A 16,641-nucleotide genomic window follows, 5' to 3' on the forward strand; every position below is an offset into this window, starting at 1 on the left:
GCACAAGGGCGTTCTCCAAGTATCCAGGCTGATTGCGCCTTAACGCACCTTCAGCTTGAGGAAGCGCTTTTTGCCGAGCTTGACTACGTATTCACCGGCTGCAAGCGGGGTGACGGCGTCTTCGCAGCGTTCCCCGTCAATGGAGAGCGCGCCTTCTTTCATCAGGCGTTTTGCTTCGCCCCGGCTTTTGACAAGGCCTGCGGCCTCAAGAAACACCGGGGGGGTGCTGTCTTCGCCGCAGGCGCACTGGTGCTCGGGCATATCGTCCGGCACGCCGCCGCCAGCAAAAACGGCATTAAAGCCCTGCTTTGCTTCATCGGCATCTTTTTCGCTGTGGTAGCGGGCCACCATCTCGTGGGCAAGATTTTCCTTGGCGGCCTTGGGGTGCAGCTCGCCGTTGGCCACGGAAGCCTTGAGGGCTGCAATGTCTTCAAGGCTTTTGGCCGAGAGCAGCTCATAGTAGCGCCACATGAGCTCATCAGAGATAGCCATGACCTTGCCGAAAATCTGGGAAGGGGCTTCGTCAATACCAATGTAGTTGCCGTAAGATTTTGACATCTTGCGCACGCCATCGGTGCCTTCGAGCAGGGGCAGGGTCAGAATGCACTGGCTTTCTATGCCGTAGTGCGCCTGGAGGGTGCGGCCCACCAGCAGGTTGAACTTCTGGTCAGTGCCGCCCATTTCCACATCGCTCTTGAGAGCGACAGAGTCATAACCCTGACACAGCGGATACAGAAATTCGTGGATTGATATGGGACGCTGCTCGCGGAAACGCTTTTCAAAATCATCGCGTTCCATCATGCGGGCAACGGTATAGCTGGAAGCCAGCTTGATAAAGCCCGTGGCGTCCATCTTGCCCAGCCATGCCGAGTTGAAGGCAACCTCGGTCTTCTGCGGATCAAGAATTTTGAAAACCTGTTTTTTGTAGGTTTCCGCGTTGGCAAGAACCTGCTCCTCAGTGAGGGGGGGGCGGGTTTCCGAGCGGCCGGAGGGGTCGCCTATGCGGCCCGTAAAGTCGCCGATAAGAAAGATGACATGGTGCCCCAGTTCCTGAAAATGACGCATCTTGTGCATAACAACCGTATGCCCAAGGTGCAGGTCAGGAGCGGTGGGGTCAAAGCCCACCTTGATGCGCAGCGGCTTGCCGCGCGCAATCTTTTTGCGCAGTTCGTTTTCGTCAATCAGCTCGGCCATGCCGCGCTTGATGGTGGCCATTTGGCGGTCAATATCCGTCATCACCCTTACCTCTGTGCTGGCTTCGGTAAAAAACGCCGGACCAAAAAAAATATGCGCCGACGTAGACGGAAAGTGATACCCCCAAGGCGGCGATAGTGTCAAACCATGCCGCAGAGAATCAGCCAGCCTACAGGCTCAGCAGCGAGGCAACGCGGCTGGCGCTCAGGCCGCCGTGAACGGAAAGCGCATCCATGGGATTTTGCGAGATCATGCTCATGGTGTCGTCAAGCACGCCGTCCACTTCGTCATCTGCCAGCAAATTGGGGGCGCTCAGGCTGACAACATCGCGGGAAGGCATGCTGGCAGCGGTGTTTTCATCTTTTTCCATGGCGGGGAAGGCAAAGGCCGGAGTGGGGTTGAGTCCGGAAATTTTCATGGCGGTATCCTTTATGTTGATGACCTGCATGGGTCAAATTTTCCGCATGGCGGCAATACTGCCACAAATCATGCAATTTTAGGGCCATAAAACCCGGATTGGGAGAAGGGTCAGTAGGGTAAGGTCGTGGCAAAAGCAGGAACGTTGCGGCTACTTGCGCCTAAGCGGATTCTTGCTGATCCTTTGACGCATCGGCGTATTTGGTGAGGCACTGACGCAAACGGGGGGAGCCGCCCTTGACGTTGAGCCAGCGCAGCCTGGCGCGGCGGGCGCTCCAGTCCAGTTCTTCCTGAAAGCGCAGGCGCACGGCAATACCCTGTGCGTCAGGGGCCTTGCCAAAACCTGCCCGCTTGGCAAGAAAAACGTAGGGAGGCACAGTAACAGGCACCACGCTGGGCTGGAGAAAAAACAGGTAGGTTGCATCGGAGGTGAAGGAAGGTACCGCCAGTTCTTCCGGCATGCAGACGCATGCCCCGCCTTCTGAAACATCCAGAATGCGCGTGGCTGGCGGGGGCAGCTGACTGTACTCCCCAAGCATGATGCGCAAATCGTTGATGGTGTCGGGGCGCTCCGGCGCGAGCAGCACGCTCGACATGCGGCTGTATCCAGCGCGCCAGGGTATCCGTTTGCTGCTGCGCAACTGCCGTACAGTCACATGGCGTGAAAAGCGCAGTCTCAAATACAGCATTTCGCCACTGGGCCCCACAGCTGTTTCGAGAATCTGCGCGCTACCGTAAACGCCAAGGCGCGCCGTCATATCCTGCGCAATGTGCCGCTTGACGCTGAAGTAAAATTTGCCCTGGTTTATTAAAACCTTGGGGTTCTGGGGCTGCATGCTCATGGAACGCACAACAAGCTGGGCCTCCCTGCCGTTGACCTCGCGTACCAGACCCTCCACAGATATGCAGGCAGTTTCGCCGCACCAGATAAGGCAGCATTCAAGGTGTACATTGGCCCCGGTGTTTTGTGCATCGGCCAGCGCCTCATGGCAGCTTGAGTTCCAGAGGCAGAATGAAGCGTCTGAATTCATGGGACAGCCTTGAATGAGTTGGTAAAGCCGTGTAAATATATTAATACTGGTATTATGTCAATATGTTAGTGATATTTGCTTGGATAATATACAGTCCGATTGTGCCTAAGTTGTTACTTATAACAGACTTTTTTTGAAATGTATCAGATTGCATATGTAGTGTCTGGTGGTGTGCGCGGTCAAGCCGCGACCTGCTCCAGCTTGCTGGTCGCGTTGACGGCATCAACGCTCAGAAGGCCGTCTTCCACAGGAAGACGGCTGCCAACGTGAATAAGAGTCCACCAATCTGTCACGACGGCGCGGGCAAGCCGCGACCTGTTCCAGATTGCTGGTCGCGTTGACGGCATCAACGCTCAGAAGGCCGTCTTCCACAGGAAGACGGCTGCCAACGTGAATAAGAGTCCATCAATCTGTCGCGACGGCGCGGGCAAGCCGCGACCTGCTCCAGCTTGCTGGTCGCGTTGACGGCATCAACGCTCAGAAGGCCGTCTTCCACAGGAAGACGGCTGCCAACGTGAATAAGAGTCCATCAATCTGTCGCGACGGCGCGGGCAAGCCGCGACCTGTTCCAGATTGCTGGTCGCGTTGACGCCATCAACGCTCAGAAGGCCGTCTTCCACAGGAAGACGGCCTTCTTCAATATCCAACCAGGCAAAGCCGGCATATCCCCATTTTTTAGCAGACGCGAGCTATGGGGATGTGTGCGTCTCCGGTTTTATGCCTTAGCCTTCTTTTTTGACTTTGGACTTGGTCATGGCAAGGCCAATACCTTCGAACAGTTCGAAGATGGCAAAGCCATACCACAGGGTGTAAAGCACATAGAAAACCAGCATGCCAACCATCAACAGAACGTGCTCGGACACCTTGGCGGCGGTCACGCTGTAGAAGTTGTTGCCCGGCTCAATGGCGCGGCGCAGCACATGATCCACTACCTGCGACTCGGTAATCAGGCGCTGCTTTTGCAGTTCCTTGATGCTGGGCGAAAGCAGGTACCACCATGCGGAAGCCACTTTAAGGGCATTTTCTCCACCGTATTTCTGCGAAACCTTGTCCGTATCGTTGTGATACAGGGCATCGGAATCGTCAGTGGCGGAGGTGAGAATCTTGCCCAAGTCGCCGGTAAAGGTAACCTTGCCGTCAGTAGCGCTCACATCCGTGGCACCCGCAGTTTGCAGGACCATGGCGGCAACGGGGGCAAGGGCGGCCTTCTTGAGCTTGACCGTAATCGTCACTACTTTGCCGTCAACTTTTTTCAGGTTTTCACGAACGCCGGGAATAAAGTAGGACGAACCCTTGGAGAGCTCGTTGAAGACGTTATCGGCGTATTCAAGGCCGGTAACGTGCTTGCCGTTTTCGTCACGCAGGATGGGCATGAGCAGGGTGGCAAACAGAGCCAGAAACGAAATAAGCATCAAGCTGCCCCGGAAGAACGGGGCTTTGGCATGAATAAGCATGATCAGGCCTCCCCTCTAAGCTTGCCGAGGTTGAAGAAGAACTTGCTGAACACCCAGATGCCGAAGAAAGCAACGACAACCCAGAAAACCACGTTGCCCACATCTTCAATAATGCCCACCACACTGGGCGACCAGTTCAGCACTTCAAGCTCAACGAGCTTCTTGGGCAGGGTGGCCGCACGGTTGATGAAGCCGGCAATGATGGAGATGGCGTAAAAACCGCGAATGTGGATGCCTTTGACTACCTTGGTGGTCAGAGCGCCCACCTGGATGCCCAGCAGCGAACCAAGCAGCATGCCGACAGCCAGCGTGTAGAACACGTAACCGTAAATGGCGTACTGGCCGATGGAGGCAAAACCAGCGGTAAAGATAATCTGCAGAATGTCGGTACCAACAGTGGTCATGGACGACACGCCGAAGATGTACACGAACATGGGGAAGGTGACGAAACCGCCACCCACGCCCATGATGGCGGCCAGCATGCCCACGATGACGCCGCCCGCGGCAACGATCCAGCCGGAGATCCGGCGGCCGCCGGGAATGAGGTCTTCGTCAAAGGTGATCATGGGCGGCACGGCCAGAGCCTGAAGCTTCAGGGCAACGCCTGTCATACCGGCGCTGCCGCCGTGCGCGTCCTGATTCGCCGCGGCGGCGCCGCGGGAGCTCTTCAAAAAGTCAAACAGGGCATAAAAGCCAAGAAAACCCAGCAGCACGGCGTAAATGGTGCTGATGAACAGTTCGGAAAGCAGCGGGTCAGCGTTGTACAACCCTTTGTTGATCGCGCCGCCAATAACTGTTCCCACGCCGGAGCCTACAAGAAAGGCGATGGCCAGCTTGGTGGAAACGTTGCCCAGTTTTTTGTGCACCGTGGTGCCCATGATGGCTTTGGCGAAAATGTGGAACAGGTCAGTACCCACCGCCAAAATGCCTTTCACGCCCGCCGCCATAAGGGCAGGAGTAATGATGAAGCCGCCGCCAGCACCGATACACCCGGTGATCAGACCGGCTGCAAGGCCAACGGCAATGGATGCCAAAAAGATTGTGTTGGTGTAAAAAGCCGGGGCATAGGCGGTTTTTCCGCCCAGCATTTCGTGATACTCATAGGCTTCGGCAAAGCAGCCCGCCAGAATGGGAACTGCAAGAGCCAACAAGATGAGCAGCTTTTTCCTGCTTTTGAGAATGGAAGTGGAGACTTCCAAATCCCATTTGGCATAAGCCTGGGAGCTGCTCAGCAGAAACTCATACACCTGTCTGCCAAAACTCATACTCTCCTCCAATACGATTGTTCCGGCCAATGGCCGAGGTCGTGGCCCCAATACAAACAAACCGTCTAAGGCAATGCCGTGCGTCGCGTCACACACAGCTGGGTTCTGTCAGTAGATATGCTTGAATTCTTTGGTTTTTTATCAATCTCCAGCTCAAAATATCCTGTACCCAGTCACTCTGACATATTAGCCGGAATTTGTAAAAGAAATTTATCACGAGCAAGGCTGCTCGGTCTGCAAACTTCCAAAAAATAGCCCCGGTATTCGCCATGTTTTCGCTATGCTGGAATGCTTAATAACCTCGGCAAGATATGAAAAAGCGCACCCTCGCATTGCTGTGGGGGGCGCTTTTTCGCCATATTTGTGAAATTCAAAACAATCTATTTTTTTGTCAGGCCCTGGCTCTGGCCAAAAATGACAAGCTCCATCCAGTCCAGCCCGAAATCAAGCGCGGCCTCATCGCCGTGCTGGCTGTCTTCCATGATGTCCGCCTTGCGCTGGTCGCTTATGTCCACATGCGAGAATACACGCATGTTTGTGATAAGCTCACGGAACTTGTCGATCTGAAACAGACACAGCACTATCATAGTTACCAGTCGGGGTTCAAGTGGTTGACCCGTTGCCCGTACCATGGCCATGAGGCGCATATAGCGGTCGTTGGAAGTGTTGAAGTGCCTTAGCTCCTCGTTTTCCAGCCACTGATGAGGGGTGCGCACGGTGCCTTTGTCAAAGCCAAGGCAGTGTGGCTCGCGCACCACAAAGAAGCGTTCTGAAACGCCGTTTGTCGCCATCTTTGTGCCGCGCCCCAAGGGGTAGTAGCGGCATGCGCCGGGCCTGTCTTCGTACACTGAGCAGCCCGCAGGGGTCACAAAGGGGCAGGGTTCGTCCGGTCCGTCAAGCATGCGCAGCATGGGCAGGGGAAAGCCTGTGTCGGGAAACGAGCGCAAGGTGGTAAAGGTGCCAAGAAAGTCCTCGCTGCCAAGGCCCAGATTACGCCGCAGGCGCAGCACGTCGTAAGGGGTCAGTGGCAGGGTCAGCTCTGCGCAGCAACGGTTGAAACAGGGGACATCTGGGTTGCAGTCAAAGCAGAATGTTTCGTCAGGTTTCAGTTCTGGCAGGCTGTCGAGAAGTTCACGGCTGGCATCAGAGGACATGGGCGCTCCTGGTTGCGTGCCCGTGGCGCGGCGGCGCGGGGCGAGGAAACAATAAATGCCCGCCGCGCGGGCAGAAAGCGGCCCGCTTGCGCAGGCCGCCTTGCCGTTATTTGTGCTGCCGCCTGTGTGGACGGCTAGTGCTAAATGACCTTGTTCAGCGCGTATTCAATGATACCCTCCGCGCCAGCGAGGCGCAGGCGGGGAATCAGATCGCGCACCACATCAATCTGCACCACGGATTCCACCGAGAGCCAGTGGGTGTCGCGCAGGGGCGAAACCGTGGGCGAATTGAGCGAGGGCAGCATTTCAAGGATGGCGGCCAGATTGTCCGCTGGCGCGTTCATCTTGAGGGCCACCAGATTTTCTGCCTTGAGCGCGCCCTGGAGCAGCAGATCGAGCTGTTCGATTTTGGCGCGCTTGGCGGGGTCTTTCCACGCTTCTTTATTGGCAATGAGCACGGGGTAGGAAACCATGACCTCGTCAATAATGCGCAGGCCGTGAGCGCGGATGGTGGTGCCGGTTTCGGTCACTTCCACAATGCCGTCAGCCAGGCCTTCCACAACCTTGGCTTCGGTCGCGCCCCAGGAGTAGAATACGTCAACCTTAACGCCTTCGCGGTCAAAGTAGCGCTGCGTCAGGCCTTGCAGCTCGGTGGCGATGCGCTTGCCCGCGAGGTCGGCGGCCTTCTGGTAGGGCGAATCGCCCGCCACGGCCAGCACCCAGCGGCAGGGGCGGTTGGAGGTCTTGGAATATACAAGGTCGGAAACGCGTACTACTTTGTCTTCGTGGTTGCGTTCGGTCAGCCAGTCGAGGCCGGTGATGCCCACGTCCAGCACGCCAGCTTCAATGTATTCGCCGATTTCCTGTACACGGCAGAGCGAAGCGGTGATCTGCGGGTCGTTGATGTCGGGAAAATAGTTGCGCGTATGTTTGCGGATTTTCCAGCCCGCGCGTTCAAAAAGGTTGATGGTGGCTTCTTCCAGCGAGCCCTTGGGCACGCCAAGCTTGATGATGGGCATGGTATCCGCGCTCATGACAGTTTCCTTCTATCGACCGTAGACTTTTTTGGGGTCAAAAACCTGCGGGGAGCATTCCCGCACCGAACCTTGCTTCAATTCCCTGTAAAAGCAGGAGCGCCGTCCTGTATGACAGGCGGCCCCGCCGATCTGCTCAATAAGCAGCAGTATTGTGTCATTGTCACAATCAAGCCGCAGGGAACGCACTTTTTGTACATTGCCCGATGTGCCGCCCTTGTGCCAAAGCTCCTTGCGGCTGCGGCTCCAGTAATGGGCCTCGCCGGTTTCAAGGGTTTTGCGCCATGCGTCTTCGTTCATATAGGCCAGCATGAGCACTTCGCCGCTGTCGCAATCCTGGGCGATGGCGGGCAAAAGCCCCTTGCTGAAATCGGGCTGAAAGCCGGGGTTGCCTTCCAGAGCCGCGCTGCCGTCAGGGGTAGCGGACATGGGGCCTCCTTTGTTGTGTCGGTTGGCAGGGCTGTGCGCGCTTGCGTTGTGCCGACAAAATACGGTGTCTAATAGTGCGGTTTGTTCCGCGCAAACAGTTAAATCTACCTGCAAGAGCCGCAGGACGCAAGAGCTGCGTTCCTGAGACGGCATGGTCTGCCGCAAAAGCGCAACTTGCGAATCCATGCCGGGTGTGGCATGCTGGCACGTTAGCAAAACTCTTAGTTATGGCGGGTGTGCCGCCGGGAAAATACATGGCCGATTACGATTCCACTGTGAATGATTGTGCGGATTCCGCTTCTGATGCCGTGCTGCACGGCATTTCCATCAGCGAACCCGATGATGCCCTGCCCAGGGTGACTCTTGACGAATTGCCCGAAACCGTGAGTGCGGCCTGCCGCCGGGCCGGCTGGCAAAGCCTTATGCCCGTGCAGTCGCTGGCCTTGCCCTATCTGCTGGCCGGGCGCGACATCATGGTGCAGTCCCGCACTGGCAGCGGCAAGACGGGCTGCTACCTCTTGCCCATGCTTCCCCATATTTCTGCCGACCTCAAGGCCCCGCAGGCCCTGGTGCTGGCCCCCACGCGCGAACTCGCCGTTCAGGTTGAGCGCGAAGCTGCTGTAATTTTTGCAGAAACTGGTATCCGCACTGCCGCTGTTTATGGCGGCGTGGGCTATAAAAAGCAGATGGATGCCCTGCGCGACGGCGCGCAGGTTATTGTGGGCACGCCCGGTCGCGTTCTTGACCATTTGCTGCGCCGCACCATGGAGCTGCGCGACCTGCGCGTTCTGGTTTTTGACGAGGCCGATCGCATGCTTTCCATCGGGTTTTATCCCGACATGAAGGAAATTCAGAGCTACCTGCCGCAAAAGCGCATCCATACCTGCCTGTTCTCCGCCACGTATCCGCCCCATGTGCTCAAGCTGGCGCGTGAATTCATGGCGGAACCGGCCATGCTTTCCCTCTCGCAAAAAGAAGTGCACGTGGCCGAAGTGCAGCACCTCTTTTGCGAGGTGAAGCCCATGGATAAAGACCGCGCGCTCGTGCGCCTGCTGGAAACGGAAAACCCCGCCTCCGCCATTATTTTTTGCAATACCAAGTCCAACGTTCATTATGTGACGGGCGTTTTGCAGGGCTTTGGCTACAGCGCCGACGAGCTTTCCGCTGATCTTTCGCAGTCGCGCCGCGAGGCCGTGCTTGAAAAAATCCGGGCGGGCAAGCTGCAATATCTTGTGGCTACAGATGTTGCGGCGCGCGGCATTGATATTGCGCAGCTCTCGCACGTTTTTCTTTATGAGCCGCCGGAAGATCACGAAAGCTACATCCATCGCGCAGGCCGCACAGGCCGTGCGGGTGCCGCCGGTACGGTCATTTCGCTGGTGGACGTGATGCAGCGCATGGAGCTTGACCGTATCGCCAAGCACTACAAGATCGGCATAATACCCCTGCCTCTGCCTTCTGACGAAGACGTGGCCCGGGTAGCCGGGGCCAGGCTGACCGCCATTCTTGAAGGGCGGTTCCGCAATCTGACCGGGCTTGAACGCATGCGCGTTGGGCGCTATGCCCAGCTTGCGCGCGATCTGGCCACGCAGAGCGATGAAGAAGACAACGTGCTGCTTCTGGCCATGCTGCTGGATGCCTGCCATCAGGAAAGCCTGTGCGAAACGCGCTTTCCCGATGGACGGCCCCGCGCCTCCGAAGGCCAGCACCGTCCGTCGCGCCAGCCCCAGCAGGGGCGTTCCCGCGGTGCCCGGCCAAAGCCGTCCGGTGGCCGCAGCGCGGACGCCGTGGAAGCCAGGCCCGCTGCCCCTGAAGAGCAGAGCGGGGGATCAGCCCCGGATTCCGGTTCTGATTCTGGCGCTGACGAAGGCAAATCTTCGCATTCCGGCAAACGCCGTCGCCGTTCCTCGCGACGCCGTGGCGGCAATGCAACCGAGGGTACTGCAGGGCAATCTGCCGATGGGCAGGGCCAGGGTTCGTCCCAAGAGGGCGAGGGCTAGGCATTTTGGGATCTTACGAGCAAACAGTTAAGTGTGACAGCCATGCAGAACAGTGACGATCTCACCACGCAGGAGGCATCGACAGACGGTGCCCCGACTGAAGCCGCGCGCGCGGCTTTGGAGAATTTCAAGGCATTGCTGGCCGATGCCGACTTTACCCTTGAACTTGAACTGCTGGGCGTAAAGCGCATGCAGTTTATGCGTCGCCGTCAGATGCAGTCGGAACTCATGGGGCTTTACATGGCCCTGTGGCGACTGGCGCTGGCGAGGTCTTTTCCTGTTGATGCTCCGCGCATGTTTGAGCTTTTTCAGCAGGAATACGTGCGGGCGCACAAGGACAAGCACAGCACCCATATTGTGCAGCGGGCCAATGAATACTGGGCCATGCTTGAACCGCGGGGCGATGGTGACTTCAGCGAGCTTGCTCGCCACCTGTGCTCCTTTTCCACGCTGGATCCCGGTCAGGCCAAGAGCATCAATCTCAAACTGGTGCTGCATATCCGCAAGATTTACAAACTCGTTTTCGACCGGCTCATCTAGCCGCCGGGCGTGCGCTATTTGTTCGGGAATCGGCATATCTAATGAAAATCGTCCATTCAGTTGACGCGCTGGGCACCCTCGCGGGTTCAGCCGTCACCATCGGTAATTTCGACGGCGTCCATCTTGGGCATCAGGCTCTTATCCGCCGCACCCTTCAGGTTGCGGCGCAGGAAGGCCTGACCCCGGTGGTCATGACCTTCTGGCCGCACCCCCGTCAGGTGCTGTTTCCCGAGCGCGGGCACATGCCCCTCACCACGCGTGAAGACAGGTTCGCCCTGCTTGAAGCGCTGGGCGTTCCCTTTGTGCTTGAGCTGCCCTTTACGCGCGAACTGGCCTCGCTGGATGCCGGAACATTCGTGCAGACCATCCTTGAACCCATGCATCTGCGCCGCCTTGTGGTGGGCTACGATTTTACGCTGGGCCGCAACCGTGGGGGGCAGGTCACCGTGCTGCGCGAGCTTGGCGCACTGACAGGCTTCACCGTGGAGCAGCTTGAACCTGTGCTGGTAGAAGGCATGGTGGTCAGCTCCACATCTCTGCGCGGGCTTATCGGCCAGGGGGATGTGGCGAGGGCCGCGCGCTTGCTTGGGCGCTTCCACGGTTTCAGCGGCGAAGTCATACACGGCGATGGGCGCGGGGCTGGTCTGGGCTTTCCCACCGCCAACCAGCGCAAGCCCGAAGTGGTGCTTCCTGTGGAAGGCGTGTATGCCACCCGCGCAACTCTGGGGGAACACAGCTGGCCCGCAGTGACCTGTGTGGGTCGCAAACCCACCTTTGGCGACAACGAGCTTGGCGTTGAAACTTTTTTGCTGGAAGACGGCAAAAACCTTTATGGTCAAATGATGCGCCTGGAGTTTGTGGGCCGTGTGCGTGGTGAAGAACGTTTTGCCTCGGTGGACGCTCTCAAACAGCGCATTGCCCAGGATGTGAAGGACGCCCGCTCCCTGCTTGCACAGGCTGCTTTTTAGGAGGGCCGGGGGCGGCTGGAGAAACCATGATCTGCGCCGACATTCATAACCATACCGTTGCCTCGCACGGCCTTGCCACAGTGGCCGAAATGTTTGCTGCCGCACAGGCGCGCAAGCTGGTCTGGTACGGTTTTTCAGAGCACTCGCCCTTGCCGCCCGGTTATTCCTGCCCTTTGTACAAGGGCGACCTCGCCGTGACCTTCCCTGCCTATGCCGAAGAAGTACTGGCCTTGAGGGAGCAGACCTCCAGCCAAAAATCCGGCGCGCAGGCCCAACCGCGCGTACTGCTGGGCATGGAGCTTGACTGGCTGCCGGTCAACACCCCGTGGATGCGCGATATGGTCAGCCGCTACGCCTTTGACTACATCATCGGCGGGCTGCACTTTGTGGACGACGTGCCAGTGGGCTCTCCCCGCAGTTGGGGGCCGGAAGTGGAGCGCCAAGAGCGCTTTGCGCGCTACAATGCCTATTATGATGCCATGCGGTGGCTGGCTGCCAGCGGGATGGTGGATGTGGTGGCCCATCCGGATTTCATTAAGGTGTGCTGCTTTGATGATTTTCAGGCATGGCTGGCCCAGCCGGGCAGCACAGACCGCATAGCAGCCGTGCTTGAAGCTATGCGCGCCACAGATACAGCCATGGAAGTTTCTTCGGCTGGCTTGCGCAAGCCCTTCCACGAACCCTACCCCGGTCCGACCATCATGCGCTTGGCGGCGGATCTGGGTCTGCGCATCAGCTTTGGTTCAGACGCGCACAATATGGAAGATACTGGCTCGCATTTTACGGAACTGGCGGCCTATGCAGCGTCCTTTGGTTTTACGCGCAGCCGCATCTGCGTGGCCCGCGAGAGCAGGGAACTGACGTTCTAGCTCTATTGGCCCTTTTTGCTCACACTCTCTGCGTGTGCAAGATATGAAAAATCCCCGTTCTTCGCATGAAGAGCGGGGATTCGCTTTTGCGTCTGACAAAGTCTTACTTCAGCAGGCCCACCGTCTGGATGATAAAGACCTTCCAACCTTCAGGCAGGGGAAGTTTGCCGTCCAGCGCATGCAGGCCTGAAACATGTACAAAGTTGCCCAGCCCTGCGGAGGCACAGAACAGCCCGGCATTCTGATACAGGGAGCCCACATGCGCCCCGCCCCATTCGTTGCCCTGCGGTATGGCGTAGAGCAGGGTGAGCGAGCCTCCGCCCATCTGGGCGCGCCAGTCGCCATCCATCACCTTGACGAGCGCGTGCTCAGGCTCATAGAGCCACACGCCGCTTTCAAGGGCCACGTACAGGCGTACATCCTGCCGGTTCATGGCCGTGGGGGCTGTTCTGCGGCCGCCGTCGCGGTTGACGCCCCAAGTGGCCCACAGCAGATCGCTCAACTGTTGGGGCGAAAGGGCTGCTCCGCTGAAGCCCGTTTTGATGGAGCGACGCTGGGCCAGGGCCTGCATCAGGGGCATGCCGCCGGTTTTATTGGGGGCGGGCAGTTCCATGCGGGCGGTGCTGTCCGCAGCGTTCACAGCTGTGGGCGCGGCGGGGATAAGGGCAAGAGCCGCCAATGAAAGCAATAGGGAAAGTGAGCGTCTGACGGTACGGATCATGGGTGTTCTCCGTGTGGTGGTTGGGTTTGTACCAGTAGCGGTTCGCTATGAAATACAGGCAAGATTACAGTTTCGCAAACGCGCATGGTCAAGCACGCCTTGCAGCAGAATGTTCAGATTTCGCTTGTAGGGGAACGTTCCAGCATGGTGTCGAGCGCGGCAACCGCGTATTCGCCGGTCATGCCCATGCGCGGGGCCAGTTGGGGGAGATTTTCAACCGCATCGCAGGGGCGCACATAGAGCGGCTCCACATCTGCGTCAAAATAATCGCCGTGACGGGCCAGCAGACACAGCGAAGCCGTATCAGGGCAGACCAGCCGGGGCATGGCGAATGGCGAGTCGGTTTCCTCTTCTACGGGAACCATACGCATGCCTTCCAGAGCCGTAAATACATCTGCATTGCGGGCAAGGCCGCTGCCGCAAACATGTGTGCGACGGTGTTTGTCGGTGCCATCCGGCAGGGGCGCTCCCTGTGCGTTCTCGACACGCCGCAAGGCCTCCTGCGGCGCGCAGAGATCAACAGCCTGCGTGGGCTGGGCCGGAATCTGCGGCCCATACGACATGAAGGGCTGGCAGTGCACAAGATTGCGGCGGGCGTGGGTGAGCACCCAGACAGGCGTACCGTAAAACAGGTTGTGCTGGAGCACGGCGCTGGTGGCCAGAGCCTGCATGTAGTCCAGCCCCGCCAAGCGGGCCTGCCCCACGCGGCGCAGGGCTGCGGCGGTGGTCAGCACCAGCCGTATGCCCGTAAAGGAACCCGGCCCGCACACGCAGGCAATGCGCCGAAAGTCGGCGGGCTTGATGCCAAGGCTGCTGCAAATCTCTGCAAGGGCCGGGGCCAGAATTTCCGTAGCCCTGTCGGCCTTGTGCCATTCCTGCACGCAGATCAGCCGCTCATCTTCGGTGACAATGATCTGGAGCACGCCCTCTGCGGCATTGAGGATAAGCTCAAGCCCGGTGCCGTTCTGCATTATGAGCCGCTCCCGAACCATCCGGTATTTTTGAGGATGCGCCACAGGTCATTATAGGTGGCAAGCAGCATGAGAGCCACCAGCAGGGCAATGCCCGCGCGCATGGCGTAATCCTGCAAACGTGCGTTGAGCGGACGGCGGAAAATTATTTCCCACAGGCAAAACACAATCTGCCCGCCATCCAGCACGGGGATGGGCAGCAGGTTCAGGATGCCAAGGTTGATGCTGATGAGCGCTGCCAGCGCCAGCAGCCCGGCAAGGCCTTCGTGGGCCTGCTTGCCCACCATCTGCATGATCATGATGGGGCCGCCCACCTGATCCAGAGGCACCACGCGCTCGGCCAGTTTTACAAAACTCTGCCACGTGAGTGAAACCATGTCTGCGGTCTGGCCCGCTCCGGCAATGGCCGCATCGGCAAAATTGTGCTGCACGAGCCGCACAGCGCCGGAATTACGGATGCCGATAAGCCAGGCGCTTTCTTCTTCGCCAAAGATTGTCTTGCGCGTGGAACGTTCAGGCGTGAGTTCCACGCTGATGATCATGCCCTGCTCGGGCTGCGCGGCTTCATCGGCGCGTGTTTGATCATCAGCCTGGGGGGCCATATCGGGGCGCGAAAGCGTGACGGCAAGAGTTTTGCCGTTGCTCTGCGTAATGGCGTCGGCCATGGCCTGCCAGTTGGCAACGGCAGCGCCGTTGATGCTCACAATGGTGTCGCCGGGCTGAATGCCCGCCTTGTCCGCAGGGCCGTTCTGCACAACGCCGCCAACCTGCGGCAGCAGCACGGGGGTGCCCCAGCCCAGGGCCAGGGTCCAGCAGAGCAGCCACGCCAGAAGGATATTGGCGGCGGGGCCAGCGGCAACCACAAGCAGACGCTGCCATGCGGGGCGCAGGGCAAAGCTTTCTTTTTCGCTAAAGCCTTCGGGGATATCCTTGGGGTCGCTTTCACCCACCAGGGCCACATAGCCGCCAAGCGGCACCAGCGACAGGGCGTATTCCGTCTTGCCCTTGCGGTATTTGAGAATCTTGGGGCCAAAGCCCAGCGAGAACGTGGAAACGCCCATGCCAAGACCACGAGCCACGGCAAAGTGTCCCAGTTCGTGGAAAAAGATCAGGCCGCCAAGAACGACCACTACTGCAATAATTGTTGTCAGCACAAGGAACCTCCGTCACGGGCCAGTCCGTAGACCAGATCGCGGCTCTGGCAGTCAAGACGCTGCATGCGCTCCGCCAGTGTATGCGCCTCGATTGTCAGTGCGGCTTCGCTATCAGTTGCGGAAGCTGCACCTTCAAGAGGCGCGCATAAAGGCTGATTGCCGGGGTTGGAAGCGTCATGCGCCTCCAGTGCGGCGGCTATAAGCCGGGGAATATCCATAAACGCGCAGCGGCCTGTAAGGAAAAGATCCACTGCGGCCTCGTTGGCGGCGTTGAGTACAACGCAACGTCCGCCACGGTTTTCCAGCACCTGTCTGGCCAGTCCAAGACAGGGAAAAGCGGTTTCGTCTGGATCATGGAAGGTAAGCTGCTTTGCCGTAAGGTCAAGGCGTGGCACATTTGCCGTTACACAGCGCGGCCAGAGCAGGCAGGCCGAAATTGCCATGCGCATGTCGGGTGTGCCCAGCTGCGCAAGTTGGCTTCCATCGTGAAATTCTACAAGCGAATGTACTACAGACTGTGGATGCACCAGCACTTTGATGCGCTCAACGGGCAGGCCGTAGAGGTGAAAAGCCTCAATGACCTCCAGCCCCTTGTTCATAAGTGTGGCCGAATCAATGGTGATCTTGGCACCCATGCTCCAGTTGGGATGCTTGAGTGCCTGCTCCGGCGTAACGTCGCGCAGTGCTTCTTGCGTCCAGCCGCGAAAGGGACCGCCGGATGCCGTAAGTATGAGCTTGTCCACTTCTTGCCCACGCCCGGCCAGACACTGAAAAATGGCGTTGTGTTCGGAATCCACGGGCAGCACTACTGCCCCGGTGCGGGCGCAAACGCGTCGCACAAGCTCGCCAGCCAGCACCAGCGATTCCTTGTTGGCAAGGCAGATGACCTTGCCTGCCAGGGCCGCCGCCAGCGTTCCGGCAAGGCCCGCCGCGCCCACCTGTGCGGAAAGCACGGTGGAGGCCTCAGGCAGGGAAGCAAGTTCTGCGTAGCCGTCGCTCCCCACAAGAATACGGGGGCGGTAGTCCGCAGGCAGCAGTGCGCGCAGTTTGGCTGCGGATTCTTCATCCAGCACTGCCAGATGCGGCGGTCTCCATGTAAGGGCCTGTTCCGCAAGGCGCTGCACGTTGCGGGCGCAGGCAAAACCCACCATGCGGAAGGCCTGCGGATGCACAGCGGCAACTTCCAGCGTGCTGCGGCCTATGGAGCCTGTGGAACCCAGCAGTACCAGACTGCGCGGCCATGTTTGCTGCCAGCTTTCACCGGGGGCGTCAGAAATGTAATTGATGGAAGGGCCGCCCAGGCCGGGCCAGAGTTGCGCCATGGTGACGTTGTCCTTTAATGGGCGCGCGCAGGTGCTCGCGGCGCGTGTGCGCATAAGATTGGTACTGCGGCAAAAAATTCAAGCTCCCCGGTGGGGATAACCGAGGATTTCAAAATAA

At 58.6% G+C, this 16,641-nt stretch carries 17 protein-coding genes; 4 read left to right on the top strand and 13 right to left on the bottom strand.

All coding sequences use genetic code 11. From position 1 onward, the window contains the following. Positions 1-39 precede the first annotated feature (39 nt). The 9 genes from tyrS to hisI all read right to left on the bottom strand — a co-directional run bounded on the left by tyrS (position 40) and on the right by hisI (position 7,978). Entirely contained in the window at positions 40-1,236 is a 1,197-nt protein-coding gene (tyrS, locus tag ACUZ9P_RS06185; protein WP_298995123.1) for a tyrosine--tRNA ligase, read from the bottom strand. A 127-nt stretch (positions 1,237-1,363) separates the two neighbouring features. Continuing rightward, positions 1,364-1,612: a hypothetical protein gene (locus ACUZ9P_RS06190; protein ID WP_449249057.1), complete on the bottom strand. Its 249-nt coding sequence runs from the start codon at positions 1,610-1,612 to the stop codon at positions 1,364-1,366. Between the two features lie 160 nt (positions 1,613-1,772). Beyond that, positions 1,773-2,642 (bottom strand): hypothetical protein, encoded by an 870-nt coding sequence (locus ACUZ9P_RS06195; RefSeq protein ID WP_449249058.1) that lies wholly within the window; start codon positions 2,640-2,642, stop codon positions 1,773-1,775. Positions 2,643-2,821: 179 nt separating this feature from the next. Next, the gene (locus ACUZ9P_RS06200) at positions 2,822-2,989 is read right to left on the bottom strand and encodes a hypothetical protein (RefSeq protein ID WP_449249059.1); all 168 of its coding nucleotides are present in this window, start codon (positions 2,987-2,989) and stop codon (positions 2,822-2,824) included. A 375-nt stretch (positions 2,990-3,364) separates the two neighbouring features. Continuing rightward, positions 3,365-4,096, bottom strand: coding sequence for a hypothetical protein (locus ACUZ9P_RS06205; RefSeq protein ID WP_449249060.1), 732 nt, complete (start codon positions 4,094-4,096; stop codon positions 3,365-3,367). Positions 4,097-4,098: 2 nt separating this feature from the next. Continuing rightward, positions 4,099-5,361 carry a sulfite exporter TauE/SafE family protein gene (locus ACUZ9P_RS06210; protein WP_449249061.1) on the bottom strand — a complete coding sequence of 421 codons (1,263 nt, stop codon included), beginning with the start codon at positions 5,359-5,361 and terminating at the stop codon, positions 4,099-4,101. 380 nt (positions 5,362-5,741) lie between these two features. After that, on the bottom strand, positions 5,742-6,515 hold the full coding sequence (locus ACUZ9P_RS06215; RefSeq protein WP_449249062.1) for a YkgJ family cysteine cluster protein: 774 nt from the start codon (positions 6,513-6,515) through the stop codon (positions 5,742-5,744). Between the two features lie 140 nt (positions 6,516-6,655). Then, positions 6,656-7,549, bottom strand: a complete 894-nt coding sequence (hisG, locus tag ACUZ9P_RS06220) for an ATP phosphoribosyltransferase (protein ID WP_449249063.1) — start codon at positions 7,547-7,549, stop codon at positions 6,656-6,658. Positions 7,550-7,561: 12 nt separating this feature from the next. Continuing rightward, positions 7,562-7,978, bottom strand: a complete 417-nt coding sequence (gene hisI / locus ACUZ9P_RS06225) for a phosphoribosyl-AMP cyclohydrolase (RefSeq protein ID WP_022657658.1) — start codon at positions 7,976-7,978, stop codon at positions 7,562-7,564. A 254-nt stretch (positions 7,979-8,232) separates the two neighbouring features. Between hisI and ACUZ9P_RS06230 the strand changes: the two genes are divergently transcribed. From ACUZ9P_RS06230 to ACUZ9P_RS06245, 4 genes are read left to right on the top strand one after another with little or no spacing between them, the layout of a single operon-like run. After that, on the top strand, positions 8,233-9,978 hold the full coding sequence (locus ACUZ9P_RS06230) for a DEAD/DEAH box helicase (RefSeq protein WP_449249064.1): 1,746 nt from the start codon (positions 8,233-8,235) through the stop codon (positions 9,976-9,978). A gap of 42 nt (positions 9,979-10,020) precedes the next feature. Beyond that, positions 10,021-10,518 carry a hypothetical protein gene (locus ACUZ9P_RS06235; protein ID WP_449249065.1) on the top strand — a complete coding sequence of 166 codons (498 nt, stop codon included), beginning with the start codon at positions 10,021-10,023 and terminating at the stop codon, positions 10,516-10,518. A gap of 41 nt (positions 10,519-10,559) precedes the next feature. Beyond that, entirely contained in the window at positions 10,560-11,486 is a 927-nt protein-coding gene (locus ACUZ9P_RS06240; protein WP_449249066.1) for a bifunctional riboflavin kinase/FAD synthetase, read from the top strand. Positions 11,487-11,512: 26 nt separating this feature from the next. Next, on the top strand, positions 11,513-12,355 hold the full coding sequence (locus ACUZ9P_RS06245; RefSeq protein ID WP_449249067.1) for a histidinol-phosphatase: 843 nt from the start codon (positions 11,513-11,515) through the stop codon (positions 12,353-12,355). A 103-nt stretch (positions 12,356-12,458) separates the two neighbouring features. On the opposite strand, the gene ACUZ9P_RS06250 is transcribed toward ACUZ9P_RS06245, so the two are convergent. From ACUZ9P_RS06250 to dxr, 4 genes are all read right to left on the bottom strand, one after another. Next, a complete protein-coding gene (locus ACUZ9P_RS06250; protein ID WP_298995082.1) occupies positions 12,459-13,076 on the bottom strand; it encodes a nitroreductase family protein in 618 nt (205 codons plus the stop codon). 113 nt (positions 13,077-13,189) lie between these two features. Continuing rightward, a complete protein-coding gene (gene tsaB / locus ACUZ9P_RS06255; RefSeq protein ID WP_449249068.1) occupies positions 13,190-14,047 on the bottom strand; it encodes a tRNA (adenosine(37)-N6)-threonylcarbamoyltransferase complex dimerization subunit type 1 TsaB in 858 nt (285 codons plus the stop codon). After that, a complete protein-coding gene (gene rseP / locus ACUZ9P_RS06260) occupies positions 14,047-15,201 on the bottom strand; it encodes an RIP metalloprotease RseP (RefSeq protein ID WP_449249069.1) in 1,155 nt (384 codons plus the stop codon). The genes tsaB and rseP overlap by 1 nt, the downstream gene beginning before the upstream one ends. Continuing rightward, complete coding sequence (gene dxr, locus ACUZ9P_RS06265; protein ID WP_449249070.1) at positions 15,195-16,523, bottom strand: 1-deoxy-D-xylulose-5-phosphate reductoisomerase; 1,329 nt, start codon at positions 16,521-16,523, stop codon at positions 15,195-15,197. The genes rseP and dxr overlap by 7 nt, the downstream gene beginning before the upstream one ends. Positions 16,524-16,641 lie beyond the last annotated feature (118 nt).

This window comes from Desulfovibrio intestinivivus (assembly GCF_053570665.1).

Excerpts from the sequence above, each read along its gene's own strand:
- tyrS (WP_298995123.1), bottom strand. The coding sequence starts at position 1,236 with ATGACGGATATTGACCGCCAAATGGCCACCATCAAGCGCGGCATGGCC.
- ACUZ9P_RS06190 (WP_449249057.1), bottom strand. The coding sequence starts at position 1,612 with ATGAAAATTTCCGGACTCAACCCCACTCCGGCCTTTGCCTTCCCCGCC.
- ACUZ9P_RS06195 (WP_449249058.1), bottom strand. The coding sequence starts at position 2,642 with ATGAATTCAGACGCTTCATTCTGCCTCTGGAACTCAAGCTGCCATGAG.
- ACUZ9P_RS06200 (WP_449249059.1), bottom strand. The coding sequence starts at position 2,989 with ATGCCGTCAACGCGACCAGCAATCTGGAACAGGTCGCGGCTTGCCCGC.
- ACUZ9P_RS06205 (WP_449249060.1), bottom strand. The coding sequence starts at position 4,096 with ATGCTTATTCATGCCAAAGCCCCGTTCTTCCGGGGCAGCTTGATGCTT.
- ACUZ9P_RS06210 (WP_449249061.1), bottom strand. The coding sequence starts at position 5,361 with ATGAGTTTTGGCAGACAGGTGTATGAGTTTCTGCTGAGCAGCTCCCAG.
- ACUZ9P_RS06215 (WP_449249062.1), bottom strand. The coding sequence starts at position 6,515 with ATGTCCTCTGATGCCAGCCGTGAACTTCTCGACAGCCTGCCAGAACTG.
- hisG (WP_449249063.1), bottom strand. The coding sequence starts at position 7,549 with ATGAGCGCGGATACCATGCCCATCATCAAGCTTGGCGTGCCCAAGGGC.
- hisI (WP_022657658.1), bottom strand. The coding sequence starts at position 7,978 with ATGTCCGCTACCCCTGACGGCAGCGCGGCTCTGGAAGGCAACCCCGGC.
- ACUZ9P_RS06230 (WP_449249064.1), top strand. The coding sequence starts at position 8,233 with ATGGCCGATTACGATTCCACTGTGAATGATTGTGCGGATTCCGCTTCT.
- ACUZ9P_RS06235 (WP_449249065.1), top strand. The coding sequence starts at position 10,021 with ATGCAGAACAGTGACGATCTCACCACGCAGGAGGCATCGACAGACGGT.
- ACUZ9P_RS06240 (WP_449249066.1), top strand. The coding sequence starts at position 10,560 with ATGAAAATCGTCCATTCAGTTGACGCGCTGGGCACCCTCGCGGGTTCA.
- ACUZ9P_RS06245 (WP_449249067.1), top strand. The coding sequence starts at position 11,513 with ATGATCTGCGCCGACATTCATAACCATACCGTTGCCTCGCACGGCCTT.
- ACUZ9P_RS06250 (WP_298995082.1), bottom strand. The coding sequence starts at position 13,076 with ATGATCCGTACCGTCAGACGCTCACTTTCCCTATTGCTTTCATTGGCG.
- tsaB (WP_449249068.1), bottom strand. The coding sequence starts at position 14,047 with ATGCAGAACGGCACCGGGCTTGAGCTTATCCTCAATGCCGCAGAGGGC.
- dxr (WP_449249070.1), bottom strand. The coding sequence starts at position 16,523 with ATGGCGCAACTCTGGCCCGGCCTGGGCGGCCCTTCCATCAATTACATT.